The 23,295-nt window shown below is 64.1% G+C and carries 20 protein-coding genes and 2 tRNA genes; 16 read left to right on the top strand and 6 right to left on the bottom strand.

The genetic code is table 11. The features are described 5' to 3' along the window. The first annotated feature begins 45 nt into the window (after window positions 1-45). The 11 genes from dnaA (at window position 46) to AC6EUH_RS10055 (ending at window position 12,322) form a co-directional block, all read left to right on the top strand. Window positions 46-1,467, top strand: a complete 1,422-nt coding sequence (dnaA, locus tag AC6EUH_RS10105) for a chromosomal replication initiator protein DnaA (RefSeq protein WP_056428740.1) — start codon at window positions 46-48, stop codon at window positions 1,465-1,467. A 532-nt stretch (window positions 1,468-1,999) separates the two neighbouring features. Then, entirely contained in the window at window positions 2,000-3,124 is a 1,125-nt protein-coding gene (gene dnaN / locus AC6EUH_RS10100; protein ID WP_499738532.1) for a DNA polymerase III subunit beta, read from the top strand. 102 nt (window positions 3,125-3,226) lie between these two features. Beyond that, window positions 3,227-4,111 carry a phosphogluconate dehydrogenase (NAD(+)-dependent, decarboxylating) gene (gnd, locus tag AC6EUH_RS10095; RefSeq protein ID WP_056428735.1) on the top strand — a complete coding sequence of 295 codons (885 nt, stop codon included), beginning with the start codon at window positions 3,227-3,229 and terminating at the stop codon, window positions 4,109-4,111. 26 nt (window positions 4,112-4,137) lie between these two features. Next, on the top strand, window positions 4,138-5,355 hold the full coding sequence (gene recF / locus AC6EUH_RS10090) for a DNA replication/repair protein RecF (protein ID WP_056428732.1): 1,218 nt from the start codon (window positions 4,138-4,140) through the stop codon (window positions 5,353-5,355). Further along, window positions 5,352-5,915, top strand: a complete 564-nt coding sequence (locus AC6EUH_RS10085; RefSeq protein WP_056428729.1) for a DciA family protein — start codon at window positions 5,352-5,354, stop codon at window positions 5,913-5,915. Before recF ends, AC6EUH_RS10085 begins: the two co-directional genes overlap by 4 nt. A gap of 432 nt (window positions 5,916-6,347) precedes the next feature. After that, window positions 6,348-8,432: a DNA topoisomerase (ATP-hydrolyzing) subunit B gene (gene gyrB / locus AC6EUH_RS10080; protein WP_499738531.1), complete on the top strand. Its 2,085-nt coding sequence runs from the start codon at window positions 6,348-6,350 to the stop codon at window positions 8,430-8,432. A gap of 61 nt (window positions 8,433-8,493) precedes the next feature. Next, entirely contained in the window at window positions 8,494-11,205 is a 2,712-nt protein-coding gene (gyrA, locus tag AC6EUH_RS10075) for a DNA gyrase subunit A (RefSeq protein ID WP_499738530.1), read from the top strand. Next, window positions 11,202-11,816 carry a DUF3566 domain-containing protein gene (locus AC6EUH_RS10070; RefSeq protein WP_056428719.1) on the top strand — a complete coding sequence of 205 codons (615 nt, stop codon included), beginning with the start codon at window positions 11,202-11,204 and terminating at the stop codon, window positions 11,814-11,816. The genes gyrA and AC6EUH_RS10070 overlap by 4 nt, the downstream gene beginning before the upstream one ends. 97 nt (window positions 11,817-11,913) lie before the next feature. Next, window positions 11,914-11,987, top strand: a tRNA-Ile gene (locus AC6EUH_RS10065). Between the two features lie 70 nt (window positions 11,988-12,057). After that, window positions 12,058-12,174: a DLW-39 family protein gene (locus AC6EUH_RS10060; RefSeq protein ID WP_224048067.1), complete on the top strand. Its 117-nt coding sequence runs from the start codon at window positions 12,058-12,060 to the stop codon at window positions 12,172-12,174. A gap of 72 nt (window positions 12,175-12,246) precedes the next feature. Then, window positions 12,247-12,322: transfer RNA gene (locus AC6EUH_RS10055), tRNA-Ala, on the top strand. A gap of 96 nt (window positions 12,323-12,418) precedes the next feature. Here the strand turns inward: AC6EUH_RS10055 and AC6EUH_RS10050 are convergent. Next, window positions 12,419-12,787 (bottom strand): cupin domain-containing protein, encoded by a 369-nt coding sequence (locus AC6EUH_RS10050; RefSeq protein ID WP_056428716.1) that lies wholly within the window; start codon window positions 12,785-12,787, stop codon window positions 12,419-12,421. A gap of 116 nt (window positions 12,788-12,903) precedes the next feature. Between AC6EUH_RS10050 and AC6EUH_RS10045 the strand changes: the two genes are divergently transcribed. Further along, window positions 12,904-13,818, top strand: coding sequence for a DMT family transporter (locus AC6EUH_RS10045; protein ID WP_056428713.1), 915 nt, complete (start codon window positions 12,904-12,906; stop codon window positions 13,816-13,818). 25 nt (window positions 13,819-13,843) lie between these two features. On the opposite strand, the gene AC6EUH_RS10040 is transcribed toward AC6EUH_RS10045, so the two are convergent. Both AC6EUH_RS10040 and AC6EUH_RS10035 read right to left on the bottom strand, forming a co-directional pair. Beyond that, a complete protein-coding gene (locus AC6EUH_RS10040; RefSeq protein ID WP_499738529.1) occupies window positions 13,844-14,719 on the bottom strand; it encodes a glycosyltransferase family 2 protein in 876 nt (291 codons plus the stop codon). Between the two features lie 153 nt (window positions 14,720-14,872). Next, window positions 14,873-15,853 (bottom strand): hypothetical protein, encoded by a 981-nt coding sequence (locus AC6EUH_RS10035; RefSeq protein WP_056428709.1) that lies wholly within the window; start codon window positions 15,851-15,853, stop codon window positions 14,873-14,875. Window positions 15,854-16,007: 154 nt separating this feature from the next. Between AC6EUH_RS10035 and AC6EUH_RS10030 the strand changes: the two genes are divergently transcribed. Both AC6EUH_RS10030 and AC6EUH_RS10025 read left to right on the top strand, forming a co-directional pair. Continuing rightward, entirely contained in the window at window positions 16,008-16,553 is a 546-nt protein-coding gene (locus AC6EUH_RS10030) for a peptidylprolyl isomerase (protein ID WP_056428705.1), read from the top strand. 9 nt (window positions 16,554-16,562) lie between these two features. Further along, on the top strand, window positions 16,563-17,444 hold the full coding sequence (locus tag AC6EUH_RS10025) for a rhomboid family intramembrane serine protease (protein WP_056428703.1): 882 nt from the start codon (window positions 16,563-16,565) through the stop codon (window positions 17,442-17,444). A 1,139-nt stretch (window positions 17,445-18,583) separates the two neighbouring features. Here AC6EUH_RS10025 and AC6EUH_RS10020 read toward each other — a convergent pair. Beyond that, on the bottom strand, window positions 18,584-19,189 hold the full coding sequence (locus AC6EUH_RS10020) for a DNA-3-methyladenine glycosylase I (protein WP_056428700.1): 606 nt from the start codon (window positions 19,187-19,189) through the stop codon (window positions 18,584-18,586). A gap of 110 nt (window positions 19,190-19,299) precedes the next feature. Further along, window positions 19,300-19,554: a cell division protein CrgA gene (locus AC6EUH_RS10015; RefSeq protein WP_056428697.1), complete on the bottom strand. Its 255-nt coding sequence runs from the start codon at window positions 19,552-19,554 to the stop codon at window positions 19,300-19,302. A 177-nt stretch (window positions 19,555-19,731) separates the two neighbouring features. Between AC6EUH_RS10015 and AC6EUH_RS10010 the strand changes: the two genes are divergently transcribed. Together AC6EUH_RS10010 and AC6EUH_RS10005 are read left to right on the top strand one after the other, a co-directional pair. Then, the gene (locus tag AC6EUH_RS10010; protein WP_499738593.1) at window positions 19,732-20,490 is read left to right on the top strand and encodes a class E sortase; all 759 of its coding nucleotides are present in this window, start codon (window positions 19,732-19,734) and stop codon (window positions 20,488-20,490) included. Window positions 20,491-20,657: 167 nt separating this feature from the next. Further along, complete coding sequence (locus AC6EUH_RS10005) at window positions 20,658-21,299, top strand: aminodeoxychorismate/anthranilate synthase component II (protein WP_056428692.1); 642 nt, start codon at window positions 20,658-20,660, stop codon at window positions 21,297-21,299. A 23-nt stretch (window positions 21,300-21,322) separates the two neighbouring features. On the opposite strand, the gene pknB is transcribed toward AC6EUH_RS10005, so the two are convergent. After that, on the bottom strand, window positions 21,323-23,290 hold the full coding sequence (pknB, locus tag AC6EUH_RS10000) for a Stk1 family PASTA domain-containing Ser/Thr kinase (RefSeq protein WP_056428689.1): 1,968 nt from the start codon (window positions 23,288-23,290) through the stop codon (window positions 21,323-21,325). Between the last annotated feature and the right edge of the window lie 5 nt (window positions 23,291-23,295).

The following is a 23,295-nucleotide window of genomic DNA, read 5'->3' as shown; positions in this document are numbered from 1 at the left end:
TGTGGCTGCAGGTAATGCAGGCAAGCAAGTTTGAGGAACTGATTGATGACAGTAGACGAAGCCAACCAAGCCAACACTGTCGGAAGTTCCTGGCGGCGGGTTGTGAGCCTGCTGGAGAACGACCACCGCGTTTCACCGCGGCAGCGTGGCTTCGTCATCCTCGCCCAAGCCCAGGGACTGATCGGTTCCACCCTTCTGGTGGCCGTACCCAATGAACTCACCCGCGAAGTGTTGCAGACGCAGGTGAAGGAGGCCCTCGACGACGCCCTCCGGAACGTGTTCTCCGACGAAATCCGCTGCGCGATCGACGTCGACACCGATCTGGTGCCGCTCCACACAGAGCCGGAACCCGCAGTCGAGCTGTCCCTGGTGGCCGATCCCTCCGTGGAACTGAAGCCCCAGCCGATGCTGCCCAGCACCTCCCACGAGTTCGGCCGCCTCAACCCGAAGTATGTCTTCGACACCTTCGTGATCGGTTCCTCCAACCGGTTCGCCCACGCTGCCGCCGTCGCGGTGGCCGAAGCGCCGGCTAAGGCCTACAACCCGCTGTTCATCTACGGTGATTCGGGTCTGGGCAAGACCCACCTGCTCCATGCGATCGGCCACTACGCCCGCCGGCTCTACAGCGGGATCCGGGTCCGCTACGTGAACTCCGAGGAATTCACCAACGACTTCATCAACTCGATCCGTGACGACGAGGGCACCAGCTTCAAAACGACGTACCGCAACGTCGATGTCCTGTTGATCGATGACATCCAGTTCCTGGCCGGCAAGGACCGGACGCTGGAGGAGTTCTTCCACACCTTCAACGCCCTGCACAACAACAACAAGCAGGTGGTCATCACCTCGGATCAGCCGCCCAAGCTGCTTGCCGGTTTCGAGGACCGCATGAAGTCGCGGTTTGAGTGGGGCCTGCTGACCGATATCCAGCCGCCGGAACTCGAGACCCGGATCGCGATCCTCCGGAAGAAGGCCCTCAGCGAGGGTCTGTCCGCGCCGGACGATGCCCTGGAATACATCGCCTCGAAAATCTCCAGCAACATCCGCGAACTCGAGGGCGCACTCATCCGGGTGACGGCCTTCGCCAGCCTCAACCGCCAGCCGGTCGATGTCGCCCTCGCCGAGATGGTGCTCAAGGACCTCATCACCGATGACGGAGCCCAGGAGATCACCTCCGCGCAGATCCTCACGCAGACTGCCGACTACTTCAAGCTCAGCATGGAAGAGCTCTGCAGTAAGTCGCGGACCAGGACACTGGTGACCGCCCGGCAGATCGCCATGTACCTGTGCCGCGAGCTCACGGACATGTCCCTTCCCAAGATCGGGCAGGAACTCGGCGGCCGCGACCATACGACGGTCATCCACGCGGACCGGAAGATCCGCGAACTGATGGCGGAACGCCGTGTGATCTACAACCAGGTCACCGAGCTGACCAACCGGATCAAGCAGCAGCAGCGCAATTCCTGAGCTGGTTCCTGGCCTGACCGGTCGCGCACTCTTACCTTATTAACAGGCACCTGTGGACAAGCCTGTGGATAGTTAAGGGGACAACCGCGGTTAATGGGCTTAAAACCCTTAAGGCGTCTGTGGATCAGCGGAACGACCAAAAATGTTATCCCCATCCACACCCTGTTTAAAACCTGCTCCGCCCACAGCCCATGAACAGGGCTTAACCGCGGAATCACACCGCCAAACGGGGTTATCCACAGTATCCACAGCAGTTATTAACACTACTAATCCCTAGAAAATGAAATTCCCGCAAATAACAACTTCCCGCCGGACTCCGCACACAGCCCAGGACCGTCCCGGCCCCGGTCGGAAACGGGCGCCGGGCGGGCCCGGCCGAACCACACGGATGTAACCCAGGGATGGGAGAATCACACTTCTTGCGGCTAAGCTGTCTGCAGTGTGTCCGTCCTGGACATCTTTTGTGATTCCCCGCCGGGCCAGCGGCCCGGCTACCAGCGATGACAGCAGCAATGAAAGGCGGCACCCTTCCGTGAAGTTCAGAGTCGAACGGGACGTCCTGGCAGAAGCCGTGACCTGGACCGCCCGGTCGTTGTCTCCGCGGCCGCCAGTACCCGTACTTTCCGGCCTGCTCCTCAAGGCTGAAGCCGGTACCGTCAGCCTTTCGAGCTTCGACTACGAGACCTCCGCCAGGCTCGAAATCCCTGCAGACATCACCACCGAAGGCACCATCCTGGTTTCCGGACGCCTGATGGCAGACATCTGCCGCAGCCTGCCCTCCGCACCGGTCGACATCGAGACCGACGGCAACAAAGTCACCTTGACCTGCCGCCGCAGCAGCTTCCACCTCGCCACCATGCCGGAAGCCGAATACCCGCCGCTTCCCGCTCTGCCTCCCATCAGCGGAACCGTCCAGGGCGATTCCTTCGCCCAGGCTGTCTCCCAGGTGATCATCGCGGCGAGCAAGGACGACACCCTGCCCATCCTCACCGGCGTACGAATGGAGATCGAGGACGACCTCATCACCCTCCTGGCCACGGACCGGTACCGGCTGGCCATGCGCGAGGTCCCGTGGAAGCCCGTCACTCCGGGCATCTCCACCAGCGCACTGGTGAAGGCCAAAACCCTCAACGAGGTCGCCAAGACCCTGGGCGGCAGCGGCGACATCAACCTGGCCCTCGCCGATGACGACAGCCGGCTCATCGGGTTCGAAAGCGGCGGCCGCACCACCACGTCCCTGCTGGTCGACGGCGACTACCCCAAGATCCGCTCACTGTTCCCCGAATCCACACCGATCCACGCCACCGTGCAGACCTCGGAACTCGTCGAGGCCGTCCGCCGCGTCTCGCTCGTCGCGGAGCGCAACACCCCGGTCCGGCTCGCCTTCACCCAGGGCCAGCTGCACCTCGACGCTGGAACCGGCGAAGACGCCCAGGCGTCGGAAGAACTCGAGGCGCAGCTCACCGGCGAGGACATCACCGTCGCCTTCAATCCGCACTACCTGATCGAAGGCCTGAGTGTCATCGAAACCAAGTTCGTGCGGTTCTCCTTCACCAGCGCGCCCAAACCGGCGATGATCACGGCACAGAACGACGCCGACGGCGAGGATCAGGGCGACTACCGTTACCTGGTTATGCCGGTCCGGCTGCCCAACTAGCCTGCAGCTGAGGCCGTTTGAGGTTCAAAACGGCCTTAACTGCCAGCCAGTGGGCTGACGTCACCACCCGAAACACCCCAGCGCAGAAAAGAGATCATCTCAGTGCACATCGGACTGATCGGCCTTGGAAAAATGGGTTTCAACATGCGCGAACGGCTGCGCAAGGGTGGACTCGAAGTCACCGGGTTTGACCGCAACCCGGAGATCACCGACGTCGCGACCCTGGACGAACTCATCGCCGCCGTACCGGCGCCCCGCCTGATCTGGGTAATGGTCCCCTCCGGCGATATCACCGATGCCGTCATCACCGACCTTGGTGACCGACTCGACGCCGGAGACCTGGTGATCGACGGCGGCAACTCCCGTTTCACCGAGGACCAGAAACACGGCGCCGCGCTGGCGGAAAAGGACATCCGGTTCGCCGACTGCGGTGTCTCCGGCGGCGTGTGGGGCCTGCAAAACGGCTACGGCCTGATGGCCGGCGGGGACGCAGCAGATATTGAACGTGCGATGCCCGTTTTCGATGCCCTCCGTCCCGAGGGCGACCGCGCCGACAGTTTCGTCCACGTCGGCGGGATCGGCGCCGGCCACTACGCCAAGATGGTCCACAATGGCATCGAGTACGGACTCATGCAGGCCTATGCGGAAGGCTATGAACTCCTCGCAGCCAAGGACATCGTCACCGATCTGCCCGGCACGTTCCGCGCCTGGCAAAAGGGAACGGTCGTCCGGTCCTGGCTTCTGGACCTCATGGTCAAGGCCCTGGACGAGGATCCGGGGCTGGCCTCGATTGACGACTACGTCGAGGATTCCGGTGAGGGACGCTGGACGGTGGAAGAGGCAATCGCCAACGCCGTGCCCGCCCCGGCCATCACGGCAGCGCTTTTTGCCCGCTTCTCCTCGCGCGAGGACAACTCACCGGCGATGAAGATGGTTTCCGCGCTGCGCCACCAGTTCGGCGGGCATGCGACCCGTCCGGCCAAATAGTCCTGCCCTGAAATACTGAATCCGGCGTGTACCTAGAACAACTTTCGCTCACCGATTTCCGCAGTTACGCCCAGGTTGAACTGACCTTCGAGCCCGGCGTGACGGTTCTGGTCGGCTCAAACGGCATCGGCAAGACCAACCTCATGGAAGCCGTCGGCTACCTGGCGACGCTCAGTTCCCACCGGGTCAGCTCGGACGCCCCGCTGCTGCGTTTCGGCACGGAGCGGGCCATGATCCGCGCCAAACTGGTCCGCGGCGAGCAGTCGACGGTGCTCGAACTCGAAATAAACAGTTCACGCGCCAACCGCGCCAGGATCAACCGCAGCAACCCGGTCCGGGCCCGGGACATCCTGGGCATTTGCCAGACCGTGCTGTTTGCCCCGGAGGATCTCGCCCTGGTCAAAGGCGATCCGTCCAGCCGGCGCCGCTTCCTCGATGAGCTCCTGGTCAGCCTCGTTCCCCGGCACGCGGCCACCCGGAGCGACTACGACCGGGTGCTGAAGCAGCGCAATGCGCTGCTGAAATCCGCCCGCGCCGGCAAATTCACGAGCGGACATGAGGCCACCCTGGATGTCTGGGACCAGCACATGGCGCGGGCGGGAGCCGAACTGTTGCATGCGCGGCTTGAACTGGTGGAACGGCTCCGCCCCCACCTCAACAACGCCTACGCGCAGCTCACCGATGGGTCCAAGAACGCGGGGGCCATCTACCGCTCCACGCTGCAGGGGGCCTTGGAGGACGACGGCGCCGCGGCGCCGTCCGCTGCCTTCCCCGCTGCCGCCGGAGAAGCGGCAGGTCCGGCCGAGGACCTGCGCCAGCTTTCCGTGGACGAACTCACCGAACGCTACGTCCAGGCCTTCGCCTCGTCACGGCGCAAGGAACTGGAACGGGGGATCTCCCTCGTCGGACCGCACCGCGACGAACTGGAACTCACCCTCGGCACGGCCCCTGCGAAGGGGTACGCCTCGCACGGCGAAACCTGGTCAATGTGCCTGTCCCTGCGTCTGGCCTCGTACTACGTGATGCTCGATGATGCCCGCACCGGCGGGTCCGCCCCCATCCTGATCCTGGACGACGTCTTTGCCGAGCTTGACGTCCAGCGGCGGCGTAAACTGGCGGCAATAGTATCCGGCGCGGAACAGGTGCTGGTGACTGCCGCCGTCGACGATGACATCCCGGTGGAACTGGCCGGCCGGCGGGTGAGAGTTGTACCCGGAGGAATCGATGAGCGGGAAGATCGATGAATAAGGATACCGACGGAGGCCTGCAGCCGGGCCGCGATCCCGACGATATCGATGCTGCCCAGTCAGCACTGAACCGGATGCGCGAGGCGGCAGCGGCCCGGGGGGAAATCCGGCGCAAAGGCCCGCCACGCCCCGGCACCACCCCGCAAAAGCCTGGCCGCGGTACCGGCGGCACCCGCGGATTCGGACAGTTCCACGGCACCGGAAGGGACCCGATGGGGCTCGGCAAAGTGGTTGGCCGGCTCGTCGCGGAGCGCGGCTGGAGCTCACCGGTGGCAGTTGGTTCGGTGATGGCCGAGTGGGCAACTCTGGTGGGACCGGAAATATCCGCGCACTGCACGCCGGAGAGTTTTACCGACACCACCCTCCACGTCCGCTGTGATTCCACCGCCTGGGCCACTCAGCTTCGCCTGCTCAGCATCAGCCTGCTGGAGAAGTTCCGCACGGAACTCGGCGACGGAGTCGTGACGAAGATCCAGGTCCTCGGACCTGCGGCGCCGAGCTGGCGTAAGGGCGGCCGAACCGTCAACGGACGCGGCCCGCGGGATACTTACGGATAACTCCGGATAATTCCGGACACCTCCGGCGGCCCGCGGCGCACCGGATCTGAAGCACTCCTTGCAAAACTCTTGAAAAATCCGCAAACGGCGTGTAGGGCGCTCGGACGCCCGGCAGCCGTATAGGAACCCTAGTCCGGTACTCCTGGGGCCTTGCAGGTGGAGTCTGCGGCCTCCCAGCGGCACTTTCCTTCCCGTTTGAGCCCCTAGAATGCGGGTTTCGTCCCTATAACACGGTAGAATCGTGGAAGATAACTGGGCGCCGGTGAAACGTTGACTGAGTCCGTTTCCGACGCAACATCCGCGTGCGGTAGACGGATCCTCGAGCCAGCAGCACCACCGGTGTGGTCAGTGACGTGCCCGTTGGCAGAAGCTGTTTCCCCTGGGAAGTGGCATCGGCCGGCCTATAACGAAAAAGAGGAGTCGAAAGCGCCTGTGGCTAACGACAATGCAGAGATCCCGGCCGTGGAACCAGTAGTTGCTGAAGCGGCGGACACCGCGCCGGAGGCCGCAACTCCCCACGGCTACGGCGCCAGCGACATCACGGTGCTCGAAGGCCTGGAAGCCGTCCGGAAACGTCCCGGCATGTACATCGGTTCCACGGGACCGCGTGGTTTGCACCACCTGGTCTATGAAGTGGTGGACAACTCGGTCGATGAGGCCTTGGCCGGATACTGCACCCACATCGAAATCGTTTTGCAGGCCGACGGCGGGGTCAAGGTGGTCGACAACGGCCGCGGCATCCCGGTCGACATGCACCCGACGGAGCACAAACCCACCGTGGAGGTCGTGATGACCATCCTGCACGCCGGCGGCAAATTCGGCGGCGGCGGTTACGCCGTGTCCGGCGGCCTGCACGGCGTGGGTATCTCCGTGGTCAACGCGCTCTCGAGCCGGGTCGACACCGAGGTCCGCCGGCAGGGCCACGTCTGGCGGATGTCGTTCGCCGACGGCGGCAAGCCGCAGGGCGGCCTGGTCAAGGGTGAGGAGACCACCGAAACCGGCACCACCCAGACGTTCTACCCCGATGCCGGCATCTTCGAAGTGACGGATTTCGATTTCGAAACGCTGCGCGCCCGCTTCCAGCAGATGGCCTTCCTGAACAAGGGCCTGCGCATCACGCTCACCGATGAAAGGCAGGCGACCCAGGAACCGTCCGACGACGGGGACCTGGATCTCGACGTCGTCCAGACCGAAGGAGAAGTCCCTGCCGAGTTCCACACCGTGGTTTACCAGTACGACAACGGGCTGCTGGACTACGTGCAGCACCTGAACTCCGGCAAGAAGGTTGATGTGGTCCACGAGGACGTCATCGCCTTCGAAACCGAGGACACGGAACGGCACATTGCCCTGGAAATGGCGATGCAGTGGACGAACGCGTACTCCGAGAGCGTCCACACGTACGCCAACACCATCAATACCCACGAGGGCGGCACCCACGAAGAGGGCTTCCGCGCCGCGATGACCTCGCTCATCAACCGCTATGCGCGGGAAAAGAGCATCATCAAGGAAAAGGATGACAACCTCACCGGTGATGACATCCGCGAAGGCCTAACGGCCGTTATTTCGGTCAAGCTGGCCGAACCGCAGTTCGAGGGCCAGACCAAGACGAAGCTCGGCAACTCCGAGGTGAAGGGCTTCGTCCAGCGCGTCGTCACCGATGGATTGGGCGACTGGCTCGAGCGCAATCCGGGCCCGGCCAGGGACGTCATCCGCAAGGCCATCTCCGCAGCCCAGGCCCGGATGGCCGCGCGCAAAGCCCGCGACAACGCACGCCGCAAGAGCCCGCTGGAGTCCTTCGGTATGCCCGGAAAACTCTCGGACTGTTCCTCCAAGAACCCGGAAAAGTGCGAGGTCTACATCGTGGAGGGCGACTCCGCAGGCGGTTCCGCCAAGCGGGGCCGCAACCCGGAAACCCAGGCCATTCTTCCGCTGCGCGGAAAAATCCTGAACGTGGAGCGGGCCCGGTTGGACAAGGCCTTGGGCAACGCCGAAGTCCAGTCCATGATTACCGCGTTCGGCACGGGTATCGGTGAGGACTTCGACCTCAGCAAGCTGCGCTACCACAAGATCGTCCTGATGGCTGATGCCGACGTCGACGGCCAGCACATCACCACTCTCCTGATGACCCTGCTGTTCCGCTACATGCGCCCGCTTATCGAAAACGGATATGTCTATCTTGCGCAGCCGCCGCTCTACCGGATCAAGTGGTCCAACGCCCCGCACGACTACGTGTACAGCGACCGCGAACGCGATGCGCGGCTGCTGTCCGGCCAGGCCGCCGGCCGCCGCATTCCCAAGGACAACGGCATCCAGCGCTACAAGGGCCTCGGCGAAATGGACTACACAGAGCTGTGGGACACCACCATGGACCCGGAGCACCGCACCCTGCTGCAAGTCACCATGGACGACGCTCTGGCCGCGGACCAGACCTTCTCCACCCTGATGGGGGAGGACGTGGAATCGCGTCGTAACTTCATTCAGCAGAACGCCAAGGACGTTCGGTTCCTGGACATCTAACGGCCGCTTGAGCCCCAGATATTCCCGGACTGATATATACCTGAAACGGAAAATATAGACTATGAGTGACGAAACACCAGAAGTTCCGGCCGGCCCGGCCGATGATGAGGCCGCCATCGAAGGCACTGTCCTTGACACCGATGTGCTGACCGACCGCGTCGAACAGGTTGACCTGCAGACGGAAATGCAGCGGTCTTACCTCGACTACGCGATGGCCGTGATTGTGGGACGTGCCCTGCCGGACGTCCGCGACGGCCTCAAGCCGGTCCACCGCCGGGTGCTTTACGCGATGTTCGACGGCGGCTACCGCCCGGAGCGCTCCTTCAACAAGTGCGCCCGCGTGGTGGGCGAGGTCATGGGCCAGTACCACCCGCATGGCGACACCGCCATCTACGACGCGCTGGTACGCCTGATTCAGGACTGGACCATGCGCTATCCGCTGGCGCTGGGCCAGGGCAACTTCGGTTCTCCCGGCAACGACGGCGCCGCAGCACCGCGGTACACCGAAACGAAGATGGCCCCGCTCGCCATGGAGATGGTCCGCGACATCGACGAGGAAACCGTCGATTTCCAGGACAACTATGACGGCAAGAACCAGGAACCCACCATCCTGCCCGCCCGCTTCCCGAACCTGTTGGTCAACGGATCCTCGGGGATCGCCGTCGGCATGGCCACCAACATTCCGCCGCACAACCTCCGCGAGGTTGCCGACGGTGTCCAGTGGTACCTGGCCAACCCGACGGCAACGCGCGAGGAACTGCTCGAAGAGCTGATCGTGCGCATCAAGGGACCGGACTTCCCGACCGGCGCCACCATCCTGGGCCACAAGGGCATCGAGGACGCCTACCGCACGGGCCGTGGCTCGATCACCATGCGTGCCGTGGTCAACGTCGAGGAACTCCAGGGCCGCACCTGCCTCGTGGTCACCGAACTGCCCTACCAGGCCAACCCGGACAACCTGGCCATCAAGATTGCCGAACTGGTCAAGGACGGCAAGATCTCCGGCATCGCCGACCTGCGCGACGAAACCTCGGGACGCACCGGCCAGCGGCTGGTGATCGTGCTCAAGCGCGACGCCGTGGCCAAGGTGGTGCTGAACAACCTCTACAAGCACACCCAGCTGCAGGACAACTTCGCCGCCAACATGCTGGCCATCGTTGACGGTGTTCCCCGCACGCTGAGCCTCGATGCCTTTATCCGGCACTGGGTTACGCACCAGATGGACGTCATTGCCCGCCGCACCCGGTACCGGCTGCGGAAGGCGGAGGAGGAAGCGCACATCCTGCGGGCCCTTCTCAAGGCGCTGGATGCGCTCGATGAGGTAATTGCCCTGATCCGTGCGTCGAACACCACCGAAGCGGCCCGCGACGGGCTGATGGAGCTTCTGGACATCGACGACGTGCAGGCCCGGGCCATCCTGGACATGCAGCTGCGCCGCCTTGCGGCCCTGGAACGCCAGAAGATCCAGGACAAGCATGCCGAACTCGAGGCCATGATCACCGAGTACAACTCGATCCTGGCCTCCGAGGAGCGCCAGCGTGAAATCATCAGCACCGAGCTGGCCGAGATTGTCGCCAAGCACGGCGATGACCGCCGCACCAAGGTCCTGCTGGGCTACGACGGCGACATGTCCATCGAGGATCTGATCCCCGAAGAGGAAATGGTCGTCACCATTACCCGCGGCGGTTACGTCAAGCGCACCCGCAGCGACAACTACCGCTCGCAGCAGCGTGGCGGCAAGGGTATCAAGGGCGCGCAGCTGCGCGGCGACGACGTCGTGGAACACTTCTTCGTCACCACCACCCACCACTGGCTGTTGTTCTTCACCAACCTGGGCCGGGTCTACCGCGCCAAGGCGTACGAGCTCGTGGAAGCCGGCCGCGACGCCAAGGGCCAGCACGTGGCAAACCTGATGGCGTTCCAGCCGGACGAACACATCGCCCAGGTGCTGGACCTGCGCGACTACCAGCACGCCCCGTACCTGGTGCTCGCCACCAAGCGCGGCCTGGTCAAGAAGACCCGCCTGGAGGACTACGACACCAACCGGTCCGCGGGCGTCATCGCGATCAACCTGCGCGACGGCGATGAGCTCGTCTCGGCCCAGCTGGTGTCCGAAACCGATGACCTCATGCTGGTGTCCCGCAAGGGCCAGTCGATCCGCTTCACAGCCACGGACGAGGCACTGCGCCCTATGGGCCGGGCAACGTCGGGCGTGACCGGCATGAAGTTCCGTGAGGACGACGAATTGCTGGCGGCCGACGTCGTGCAGGACGGATCGTTTGTCTTCATAGTCACCGAGGGCGGCTTCGCCAAGCGGACCGCGGTGGAGGAATACCGCCTCCAGGGACGCGGCGGCCTGGGCATCAAGGTCGGCAAGTACCAGGAGGAACGCGGCCATCTCGTCGGCGCCCTCATCGTCAACGAGGAAGACGAAGTCCTGGTGGTGATGGAAGGAGGCAAGGTGGTGCGTTCCTCGGTGACCGGGGTCCCCGCCAAGGGCCGCGACACCATGGGAGTGATTTTTGCCAAGCCGGACAAGAACGACCGCATCATCGCGGTGGCCCGGAACAGCGAACGCGGCCTCGAGACCGACGACGGTGCTGAAAGCGATGGCGCCGAAAGTGAGGCATCGGCGCCGGATGACGTAACGTTGGCTGGAGATACCGGATCACATGAGGGGTCCGCAGCGGAAGAATCAGCACCGGCCCCGGAGTCAGATGAGTCATCAGGCAATGCCGAGCTGGACGAAGACAACACCGGAGGTAACGCGTGAGTAATTCCGACTCATATCCCAAGACGAACAGCGGCATTCCCGGCGGAGTGCGGCAGCCAGCTGCCGCACCGCGGGTGAGCGCCCCGTCCCGTCCCGAACAGCGTCCCGGCGGGGCCAACGGCACGGCCCAGCGGCCACAGGCGCCAGGGCAGCGTCCGGCACAGGGACGCCCGGCGGCTCCGGGACAGCGTCCGGCCGCATCGGGACAGAACACGTCCGGGCTGATCAAGCCGGCGCCCAAAGCCAAGGTCCGCCGCGCCCGCCTGCTGGTGAGCAAGGTTGATCCCTGGTCAGTCCTGAAGATGGCCTTCCTGCTGTCCGTGGCACTGGGCATCGTGACCGTCGTGGCCGCGATCGTGCTGTGGACGGTTCTGGATCTGACCGGCATCTTCGATCAGGTCGACGGCCTTTTGGGGACCCTGGCCGGCTCCGAAGGCGGTGGCTTCGAATTGAAGAAGGTCGCCTCGCTTGGACAGGTGGCCTCCTTCGCCACCATCATCGCGGTCATCAACGTCGTCCTGCTGACGGCCCTGTCGATGCTCTCGGCAGTGCTGTACAACATCTCAGCCACCCTGGTGGGCGGCATCGGCGTCACCCTGACAGACGACTAATCCCATGTTTTTCCCGGAATTTTCCCGGGGAAATGCCTCGATTTGAGATCGGGCCGGGATGTGCTGTAAAGTCATATCTCGGCCCGATGAGGCATCGGGGCGTATAGCTCAGGCGGTTAGAGCGCTTCGCTGATAACGAAGAGGTCCCAGGTTCAAGTCCTGGTACGCCCACGGAATCTGTACAGATTCAAGTGGAGGTTCGGTTGATATTTATTTATCGAAGAGCCGGAACGGGGTGCATGTGAAGAAGTTGCTCGTTGTTGCAGCTACGATCGCAGGTGTCCTGCTCTACAAGAAAGTGCAGGAATCCGAAGCCCGGAAAACGGTCTGGAGCGAGTCAACCGATACGGTCGACTAGCCCGGATTCCCCGGATCGGGAGCTGGAAAACAGCTCGCCGAACTAGGGTATGATTGTCGGGTTGCTTCTTATGGGGGCATGGCGCAATTGGTAGCGCACCTGCTTTGCAAGCAGGGGGTTCGGGGTTCGAGTCCCCGTGCCTCCACCATAGGAAAGGCCCCGGATCGCGGAAACGCGGTCCGGGGCCTTTTGCATTCCCGGGAACATCCGGTCCGGTACCTGCCCTGGCACCTGCCCGCCGGCTTCACTCCTTGGGTTTGGCGTAGTCGTCCATGCCCTGCCAGTCAATGAACACATATGGTTCGTCACCGACAACCCACGCGTCGTGCCCCGGCGGGATATAACCGAAGTCACCCGGGCCGAACTCATTCTCCTCGCCGTCATCCATGACGACCTTCAGGCGGCCCGAGACGGTGTACCCCTTATGAGCAAACTGGCAGCTCTCCGTTTGCGCGATCGGCTTGACGTGCTGCGACCATTTCCAGCCGGGCAGGAAGGTGGCCCGCCCCACCGCGCCGGCGTCGAGATTGACCAACTCCACCTGGCCCATTCCGTCTTTCACGGGCCGTGTCTCTTCCGGACTGTCCAGGCTCTTGCGAATCATTGCGGCCATAATGGTCTCCTTTGTGGATGGTGGTGAGACCGGATTTAAGACTGTCACCGCGGTAATTGGCCGTCAAGAACCCATGCGATCGTTGAGCGGCCACTGGTCCCCACTACTGTTGGACCGTGAACTTCTTCCTTGCGGCCCTGGGCGTCCTCGGTGTGGCCTCATCCGGGCCGCTCATTGCCGCGACCCTCGGGGCAACGTCGGTCAGTGCCCTGGCAATCGCCTTTTGGCGCAACGCGATCGGGTCCGTGGTCATGGCCGGTCCCGTGTTGGTCCGGGATCCCCGGCAGCTCCGGCGGGTCACCGGCCGGGAATTCCGCTGGTCACTGGCGGCCGCGGTCGCCTTGGCGCTGCACTTTGCCTGCTTTATCACCTCGCTGCAGTTGACCTCTGTCGCGGCAGCTACCGCGCTGGTCTGTCTGCAGTCCGGCTGGATCGCCATCTTCCAGATGTTCCGGGGCGTCAAACACCGCTGGCCGGTGCTGGTGGGGCTGGGCATTGCCTTCGGCGGCGTCATTGCGATTACGGGGTTCGACATGGGTACCTCACCGGAAGCGCTGCTGGGTGACCTCCTGGCGGTGGCAGGAGGGGCCCTGGCGGGCATCTACACCCTGGCCGGCGGCCAGGCACGCCAGACCATGAGCACGGGCGTCTACACGACGCTCTGCTACGGAATGTGTGCGGCCGTCGTCGCCGTGCTGGCACTGCTTTCACAGCAGCCCCTTGGCGGGTTCGAAGCCGCCGGCTGGTTCGGCATCCTGGCAATCACGGTGTGCGCGCAGCTGATTGGGCATACGGCCTTCAACCACCTGCTCGCCACGATGAGCCCGCTGCTGGTATCGATGATCATCCTGCTGGAGATTCCCGGTGCCGCGCTGCTCGCGGCTGCGTTCCTGTCCGAAACCCTGCCGGCCGGCACCTATGCCGGGCTGGCGATGATCCTGGTGGGGCTCGCCGTCGTCGTGGTGGGTCAGCGGGGTTCCCGCTCGGCCCGTCGGACTGCAGCGCCGCTGGCGGAGCTTGGGACGGACTGACGACGAAGGCCTGCGGCGCTAGGCGCTACTGGCCGCCGCGGCGGGCAGTCTGGGCCGTGTTCACCGTGTGGATCGCGCGCAGCAGCTTCGCCGGGAAGTACACCGAGAAGAAGACCACCATAGGAGCCTTGAGCGCCATTTTCTTAACGTTGTGGGCCTTGTACGTGCGGTCGAAGCGTGTCACGTAATAGCGGTAGTCGCGGGGTGAGTCTTCGAGCCGGCGTGCGGACATTCCGGAGACCATTTGCGGCCAGTACTGGATCCGGAGGTCATGGTCGGCCAGGTGCAGGGACAAATCGATGTCCTCGTGCATTTCGTCCTTTTCGTCCCGGCACACTTCGGCCCGGATGACCTCCCACGCGGACCGGCGGAGGGCCATGTTGGACCCAAAAAGGAAGTGGTACTGGTGTTTAGCCAGCCGGAGCATCAGTTGGCGCATTTTGTCGTCGGCCTTCAGGCCGAAGCGCCGCATCGGCATATCGTAGTAGACAACCGGCCCGGTCGCGGCGTGGACTGCCTCGTCCCGGAAAGCTTTCTGCACCTGTTCCACCCAGTCCGGTTCCAGCACCGAATCAGCGTCGATCCGGCCCAGGATGTCCCCCGTGGCGTGGTCCAAGCCGAAGTTGCGGGTGGGGATCAAGCCCTGGACCAGGTCCTGGCTGAGCAGGATGATGGCGCTCTCCGGATACTCCAGCTGCATTTGCCGGACGATATCGGCGGTGCGGTCCTTCGACATGTTGTCGACGACGATGATCTCGTGTGCCGGGACAGACTGGTACACGGCGGCAATGAGACACTGCCGGATAACACTTTCCTCGTTGTACGCCGGGATGACGATAGAGACAGCTGGTGTCTGCACAGCATCGTGTAAGGCATCCTCAGAGGATTTTTCGGGTGACATCCCCACAAATTTAGCACCAACGGAAATTTTCCCGCCGGGCGCCGGGCAGGGTCAGGCTACGAACTGGTAAATTTCGGGGCACAAGAAGGGAGGAATCCCGCCCCCGGCGGAATCCCTCCCTCGACGGCTTCCCGAAGGAAACCTGGACGCTCTCTAGGCGCCGGTGTTCTTGTCCGAACCGTTGTTCCGGCTGGCGGCGATGTTCCGGACCGCGGTCTTCGCATCGGTGGCAACCTTGGCGGAGGCGTCCTTGATGTCCTCGACGGCGTCCTCCGCCGCATGCTTAGCCGTGTCAGCTGCCTCATCGGTGGACTTGGCGAGATCACCCGAAACATCCGCGACGGCGTCCGCTGCGGCGACCGTTGCCGCGCCGGCCTTGCCGGCAGCTTCCTTAACGGAATCCTTGACCTCGTTGACGGTGGTGGCCGGAACGGGGGCGGGCGTCACGGGAGCCGGGGTCTTCCAGGGATCCTCGACCGGCTTGGAAGCCTTCCATGCGGCAGCCGCGGCGGCAGCAGCCGCGGCGATGATGCCGAAGATCAGCCACCCGCGGTGCTTGGACTTCTGCGGCTTTGCTGCCTCGATGTTGACGGCCTTGCCAGCCTTTTTCGCAGCAACTTTGACGTGGCTGCCAGCGGTCTTCGCCTGCTCCTGGACGGCGTGGATGATCCCTGCGTCACTGAGCTTCTGCGCAACGGCGTCGACGTGGGCCGGAGCGCCCTCAAGCGTGCGGTGCACGGCGTCGGACGCCTGGCCGATCTGGGTCGAGAGCTTTGGCAGGTATTCAACGACCACCCGGTCACGGGCGTTGGCGATCACCGGGGTTGCCTTGTCCAGCGCTTCGTGCAGGCGCGGGGTGGCGCCCTCGACGGCGTCGTTGATTTTTGGTGCGAGGTGGGCGAGCCCGTCCTGGAGGCGCGGGGTTACCGTCGCGACGCTGTCGGCGAGGTTGTAGGCCGCCGACTTGAGCCCCTCCTGGATCTTGGGAGAAGCGGTATCCAGGCCCTGCTGCAGACGCGGAACGGCCCAGTTGACTGCTGCCTCAACCCGCGGGCTTGCCCAGTCCTTGGCGTTCTCTACCCCTGTGCTGACCGAGTACTCCAGCTCACGGGCAATACGATCCGTTTTCTTCACAACTACCTCCCGATTAATGTGACGGTTCTGCTGTTAGCCTACGTGTCCGGGACCCCACCGGCTATTCTTCAGGCCGATTTTGGGCGGATTTCACCCAGCGCGGAACTGGCGGGCGGGCCCTGTGCGCACTGGCCTGCCATGGAAGAATAGGCCTATGACTGCCATCGCAACCGCAAAAGCAACCATCCACACGAGCATGGGCGACATTGTCGTCAACCTCTTCGGCAACCACGCCCCCAAGACCGTCGACAACTTCGTCGGCCTGGCCACGGGCGAGAAGGCCTGGACCCACCCGGAGTCCGGCGAGGACAAGACCGGGACGCCGCTGTATGACGGCACCATCTTCCACCGCATCATCAAGGACTTCATGATCCAGGCGGGCGATCCCCTGGGCCGTGGCGTGGGCGGACCGGGCTACAAGTTCGACGATGAGATCCACCCGGAACTGACCTTCAACGAACCGTACAAACTGGCCATGGCGAACGCCGGCATCCAGATGGGCCGCGGCACCAACGGCTCGCAGTTCTTCATCACCACCATTCCCACCGGCTGGCTGCAGGGCAAGCACAGCATCTTCGGCGAAGTGGCGGACGATGACTCCAAGAAGGTCGTTGACGCCATTGAAGGTGTCCGCACCGGAATGGGCGACCGCCCGGTCGAGGACGTCACCATCAAGAGCATCAGCGTAGAAAAGCTCTAACCCCAGCGCATGAGCTACGGAATTCCGGCGGCAGAGCCGTCCGCGCAGATCCCGGTGTGCCCCCGGCACCCGGACCGGCCCGCCTATGTGCGTTGCCAGCGGTGCGGGCGCCCTGCGTGCCCCGACTGCCAGCGGGCGGCCGCCGTCGGATTCCAGTGCGTTGACTGTGTCAACGAAACAAAACGTACGACGCCGGACGTCAAGACCGTCTACGGCGGCACCGTGACCACCGGCAAGCCCGTGGTCACCTATACCCTCATCGCCCTCTGTGCCCTGGTCTTTGTTTTCCAGTGGCTGATTCCCAACGACGGGATCTACCAAAACCTGGCCTTTGCCACGGTCTATGCCTCCCCGGAGTACGGGGTCTTCGAACCCTGGCGGATGGTGACGTCGGCTTTCCTGCATTCCCAGGGTTTCATCCTCCACATCGTGCTCAACATGTACATGCTGTGGATGTTTGGCCAGGCGCTTGAGCCGCTCCTGGGACGAATCCGTTTCCTCGCGGTGTATTTGCTGTCGGCCCTCGGCGGATCAGTCGGCTACCTCCTGTTGACGCCTGCGTACGTCCCGGGCCAGCCGCTGAGCGGTGTTGTAGGAGCTTCGGGCGCTATCTTCGGGCTTTTCGGTGCCATGCTGGTGGTCCAGCGGCGCCGCGGCGGCGATACCCGGCAGCTCTGGGTGCTGATCATTATTAATGGCGTCATCGGCTTCGTGGTGCCATCGATCGCCTGGCAGGCCCACCTTGGTGGTGCGGTCACAGGTGCACTGTGTGCGGCCGTCCTGGCCTACACGCCCCGCGGACCGCGTCAGGGCCTGCTGCAGGCCGGCGGCCTGGTGCTGGTTTTGGTCCTGCTGATCGCAGTCTCGGCCCTCCGCGTCGCCAGCACCTGACCCTGCGACCTTCCCTACCGGCGCCCCGCCGCTCGTGGCACTTTAAGGTCCTTCGCTGGCGCCGCTGACCACGGGACCCTTCCGTGCGGCCACCAGGCCCTCGTGGGCACTTCCCCATCCGTTCCCCGCCCCCGTTACGACGTTCCTGCCCAGTTGCTCGCTGTTTGAAGACGCGGCAGCTTGTGAGAACCCCGGAATGCCGCAGATACCCCGGCGTGAGGGTGGAAGCAACTGGGCTGGAGCGTCGGGCCGGGGCAGACTCGCGGGGCCTCCTCCAGACGCCTAAAGGCCCGGGCGCGCCGCGGGTGAAACCGTTACCCACAGCCATTGCCTGTTATCCACAGCACATCGTGCCCTGCGCATCCTTCCGCGTGGCGGCCACCAAGCTCCTTCGCGGCCCAAAAGAGGCACTGCGTGCGGACGCGCAGAAAGTTGTCCACAGGTGTTATCCACACTGTTGGTAACTTACATGCCTGTAGTTCATGCCATCGTCCCTGATCTGAGGGCCACAACTGGCGATTTCCGGCTGGCGCCCTCCAGGATCTCCACAATTGTGGAAAAGTCCTGTGGGCGACCCTGTGGTTAAGTGGACAACCCCGGTCGGAGAACGCAGCCAGCCAGCGACCGCGCGGCGGACTGTGGGGAAAGCGGCGGGGCCGCTCGCTCCGCGACGATCCTGGCGCAGGGCTCAAATCTGATTTCAACAGGGTTGTTCACAGTGTTAATAACTTGTTGCTCCAAGTTTTTCCGGCAAAATTGCCGCCAGAAGGCCTGAGTAGTGTGTCCGGAGCATTCGCATCGGACGGTTATCCCCACCTGTGGATAAGTTGTGGGTACCGGAGTGTTGTTAAGTGGATAACCCGGCCACGGAGCACAAGTGGAGCGAACCCACCCGGAAATCGCGCGCTGCGGATGACGAATCCGGTGCCGGCGTTCCGCCACTGAACTTATCCACAGGGAATCCACACTGTTAATAACTCACGCCCGTGAAAGTCCACGGAAGAACTTGCGGCGGATCCGTTGACGGGGGCCACCACGCGCGGGAACGCTGGACCCGCGGGGGTAAAGGCTCCTGGAGTTATCCACACTGTGGATAACTCTGGGCGTAGTTGTGCACACGTGTGCCCAGGAGTGCGGCGTCAGCGGGGCCAGATGCCTGAGGTGCCCCGCCGGTGGCTGTCGAGCAGGTGCGTGTCGATCATGCCGATCGCTTCCATCAGGGCAAACATCGTGGTGGGCCCGACGAACGCGAAACCCCTTTTCCGCAGGGCTTTGGACAGGGCAATGGACTCCGCGGAGCTGGTGGGAATTTCTTCGTGCGAGGTTGGGCTGGGCGTGGACTCCGGTTGGAAGGCCCAGACGAAGTCAACCAGTCCGCCGTCGTCCCTCAGCGCAATGGTGGCCTGGGCGTTGGTGATGGCGGCCCGGATCTTCAGTCGGTTGCGAACGATGCCGGCGTCGAGGAGGAGACGGTCAACATCCGCGTCCGTGTAAGCGGCGACAGTGTCGGGATGGAAATCGTGGAAGGCGGCGCGGAACGCCGGCCGTTTCCGCAAGATCGTGGCCCAGGACAGGCCGGCCTGGAACGCCTCGAGGCTGATGCGCTCGTACAGTCCCTGTTCATCGCGGACCGGCAACCCCCACTCGGTGTCGTAGTACTCGCGCAGCCTCGGATCAACCGCCGCCCACGGGGGCCGTGCCAGGCCGTCGTCGCCGATTACCGCACCGGTTACTGCCGCATCCATTGAGGTTCCTTCGCTCGTATGTCCCTGCATTATCGGCCCGTCAGGGCCTCGAGTTAACGCAAAAGGCCGGCACCCGCGGTGTACCGGCCTTTCATCTGTTGCTGCTGGTGTCAGGAGCGCCAGCGGGTGGTCATCAGGAAGCCGATGATGGCGATCCCAAAGCCGGCAATGATGTTCGCGGATCCCCAGGCGGCGACAGGAAGGGTGCCTTCGCTGATGTAGAACGTGATGATCCACAGGAGGCCGATGATCATCAGACCGAACATCACCGGTTTGAACCAGACCGGGTTGGGTTTGTAGGCCTGCGCGGCGGAAGTCTGCGGCGTTGCGTGGTTCGCCTTTTTGCGGCGCTTTGACTCGGGCACGGGTCCTCCTAGACGGCTGGAACAGGAGCGGGACCCTGGCTTGATATCCTGCAAGAGGAATCCACCGGCGGTCAGCGCGCTCTTGGTCATGGTTGAGTTCTTATTCGGAGCCAATTCTAGCTGTAGTTCAGGCCACAGTGGTGTCCGCCGCGAACGTCCGGGAGGAGAGGCCACGTGCTGCAGCTGCAGGAGAATTCCGCTGCCGGGTCGACCCGCCGCGCCGGAATTTCCTTCCGCATCGTCCAGGTACTGGGTGAGCTGCTCATCACCGCCGGCGTAGTCGTGTTCCTCTTTATCGCCTGGCAGCTGTGGTGGACCAACCTGGCAGCGGATGTCCGGCAGCGTGCCGTCATCAGCGAATTCGCCCGTGACCTCCCGGCTGCGCCCGCCGGCTCATCCGATACCGACCACGGTTTGCCGAAGGTCGCCGCGGAACCCGGTGCGGGCTCGACGATCGGCATTGTCTATGTTCCGAGGTTCGGTGCGGATTACACCCGGCCCCTGATCCAGGGAACCACCCCGGCCGTGCTGGACTCACTCGGTCTGGGGCATTATGAGGGAACCGCCATGCCGGGCGCCGTGGGCAACGTGGCGGTGGCGGGCCACCGGCAGACCCATGGAGCGGTCCTGGACAACATCGACGCCCTGGTTCCCGGGGACCGGATCTACATCCAGACCCGTGACGGCTACTACGTGTACAGCTTCCGGAACAGCGAAGTTGTCCTTCCGGCCAGGACGGACGTCCTGCTCCCGGTGCCGACGCAGCCGGTGGCCACCCCCACGGAGCGCTACTTCACGATGACCAGCTGCAATCCGCGGTTCGGCTCCCAGGAACGGATCGTCGCCTACTCGCTGCTGGAACACTGGCAACCGACGTCGGCGGGTCCCCCGCCGGAGATCGCCGGCCAGGTCCAACGCGCCTCCGGGGAGGGCTAAGCCGTGTACGCCTGGATCTTCCGGCATTTGCCCGGTCCCCTGTGGCTTCGCATTGCCACCGCGCTGGTGTTGGCCGCAGGCGTGCTGGTATTGATGGTTCAGTTCCTTTTTCCCTGGATGGCACAATTCACCCAGTTCACTGATTCAACGATTGGTTCAGCAAGGCCATGAGCACAACCAAAATCCTCGTCGTCGACAACTACGACAGCTTTGTGTACACCCTGGTGGGATATCTCCAGGAACTCGGTGCGGAGACCACGGTGGTCCGCAACGACGACGTCACCCTGGCCGAGGCGATCGAGCTCGCAGAAGTGCGCGACGGCGTCCTCATCTCCCCGGGTCCCGGAAACCCCGCCGGGGCGGGGGTCTGCATCGAGCTGATCAAGTGGTGCGGCCGCCACAACAAACCGATGTTGGGTGTCTGCCTGGGCCACCAGGCGCTGGCCGAGGCCTACGGCGGAACAGTCACGCACGCGCCCGAGCTAATGCACGGTAAAACGTCCCTCGTGGAGCACCGCGGCGGCAGTGTCTTTGCCGGGCTGCCGTCGCCCTTCACGGCGACCCGCTACCACTCCCTCGCTGCCGTCCGGGAGAGCATCCCGGAGGTCCTGGAGATCACCGCCGAGACGGCGAGCGGCGTTGTTATGGGCCTCCAACACCGCACCGCGCCCCTCTGCGGGGTGCAGTTCCACCCGGAGTCGGTGCTCACGGAAGGCGGCTACCAAATGCTCGGCAACTGGCTCGAGTCCCTGGGCATGGCCGGCGCGGCGCAGCGCGCCTCGGCGCTGAGCCCGCTCATCAAGCACTAGCGGGGACGCCCGCCAAGGGAGACTTAGTTGTTGCGGTCCCGGTCGTTGTCGCCCCTGGTGGACGTCGGGGTCGGCGTGGGGGTGGGGCTTGGGGACGGCGGAGGCGCGGGAGCCTTGGCAACTGTCACGGCGACGGTTTTGCCTTGTTCCACCAGCGACTCCGCAGCGTCGGCCTGTCCAGTGACCTTTCCCGGTTCCACCTGGGAGTTCTCGACGTCCGTGGCGTTCATGCCAAGGCCCAGAGCCTTCAGCGCGGCCTCAGCGTCCGCGCGCGGGAGGCCAACCAGCTGCGGAACGGCCACCTTGCCGGTGGACACGATAATTTCCACCGTGCTGCCCGGTGCCACGTTCTGACCCGGTGCCGGTTTGGTCGTGATCACGATCCCGGCCGGGACCGTGGGGCTGTTGGCCATGGTGGTCCCCGGTGCTCCGGCGAGTCCTTTCTGGCGCAACACATCACGGGCGGCCGCCTCGGTGCGCCCGGGCAGGTCCGCGGGGATGGCGATGACACTGGGGCCTTCGGAGATATTGAGGGTGATATCCGAGTTCGGATCCAGTGAGCTCCCCTCGGCCGGGACAGTGCCCACGGCCACGCCCTTGGCGATGGTCTCGTGCTGCAGCCGGCTGAGCTGCGGTTTCAGCCCCGCATTGTAGAGCCTCTGGAGCGCTTCAGTCTCGGTCAGCGACGTCACCGACGGCACCAGCACCTTGGCCACGGGCGGCGGCGCCTGGTTCATCATGTTGTAAAGCCACAGGCCGCCTCCTGCCAACACCAGGACGGTGAGGATCACCAAGGTGGCAATCCACGTCCGACGGCGGGACTTCTGACGCGGGGTGTCCTCGCGTTCGGGAGGCAGGACCAGCGGAAGGCTGCCGGTATCCTCGGCACCGTAGACGTCGCCCTGCGCCGTCAGCGCGTTGTCATCATCGGCCGGGTCCTCCAGCGCGGGACGTAGCCGGCCGGTCGGATTTTCGTCGAGGAACTTGGCGCCGGTAACCGAGAAAGCCGCCGTCGGGGCGGTATCCGGCGTCGGAACCGTGTCCTGGGGATCGGTCGCCGCTTCGCTGGCCGCCGGGGGGACCACTCCGACGCCGCTCCGCGCGGCCCGGAGGGCACGGCGGAATGCTGCGGCGTCCTGGAAGCGGTCCGCGCGGTTCTTCTGCAGCGCCTTCATCAGCACGCTGTCCAGCGCCTCGGAGACATCCGGGTTCAGGCTGCTCACCAGTTCCGGGATCTCGCGCACGTGCTGGTAGGCCACGGAAACCGGGCTGTCGCCGATGAAGGGCGGTCTGCCGGCCAGCATCTCGTAGAGAAGGCAGCCTGCCGAATAGAGATCGCTCCGGGCGTCAACAGTCTCGCCGCGGGCCTGTTCCGGGGAGAGGTATTGGGCGGTCCCCACCACGGCCTGTGTCTGGGTCATGGTGGCGGCGGAGTCCGCCATGGCTCGGGCAATCCCGAAGTCCATGACCTTCACGCTGTTGGATTCCGGGCAGAACATCACGTTGGCCGGTTTGATGTCGCGGTGGACAATGCCGGCTTTGTGGCTGTAGTCCAAGGCGGCGAGCACGCCCAGCGTGAAGTCGATCGCCTGGTCGATGCTGACGTCTTTGGCCCTGATCATGTCCCGGATTGTCTTCCCGGAGACGAATTCCATCACGATGTACGGCACCCGGACGGTGTCTTCGTGGTCCCCAGGGACGGCGTGGTCCCCGGTGTCGTAGATGGCAACGATCGAGGGATGGTTCAGCGCGGCCACTGCCTGCGCCTCGCGTTTAAACCTGGCCTGGAACTGGGGGTCCCTGGCCAGGTCCGGACGCAGCAGTTTGACCGCCACAGTGCGTCCTAGACGCGTGTCCAGGCCGCGGAAGACGTCGGCCATGCCGCCGCGTCCGATCAGCTCACCCAGCTCATAGCGCCCGCTGAGGACGCGCTGGGTGTTCACGGGGCCGCGGTCCTCCCGGTGCGATGGGGTGCGGGGTGAATTGGGCACGGTGG

Source organism: Arthrobacter sp. 001422645, assembly GCF_059816125.1.
This window is presented reverse-complemented; position numbering and strand designations above follow the sequence as displayed.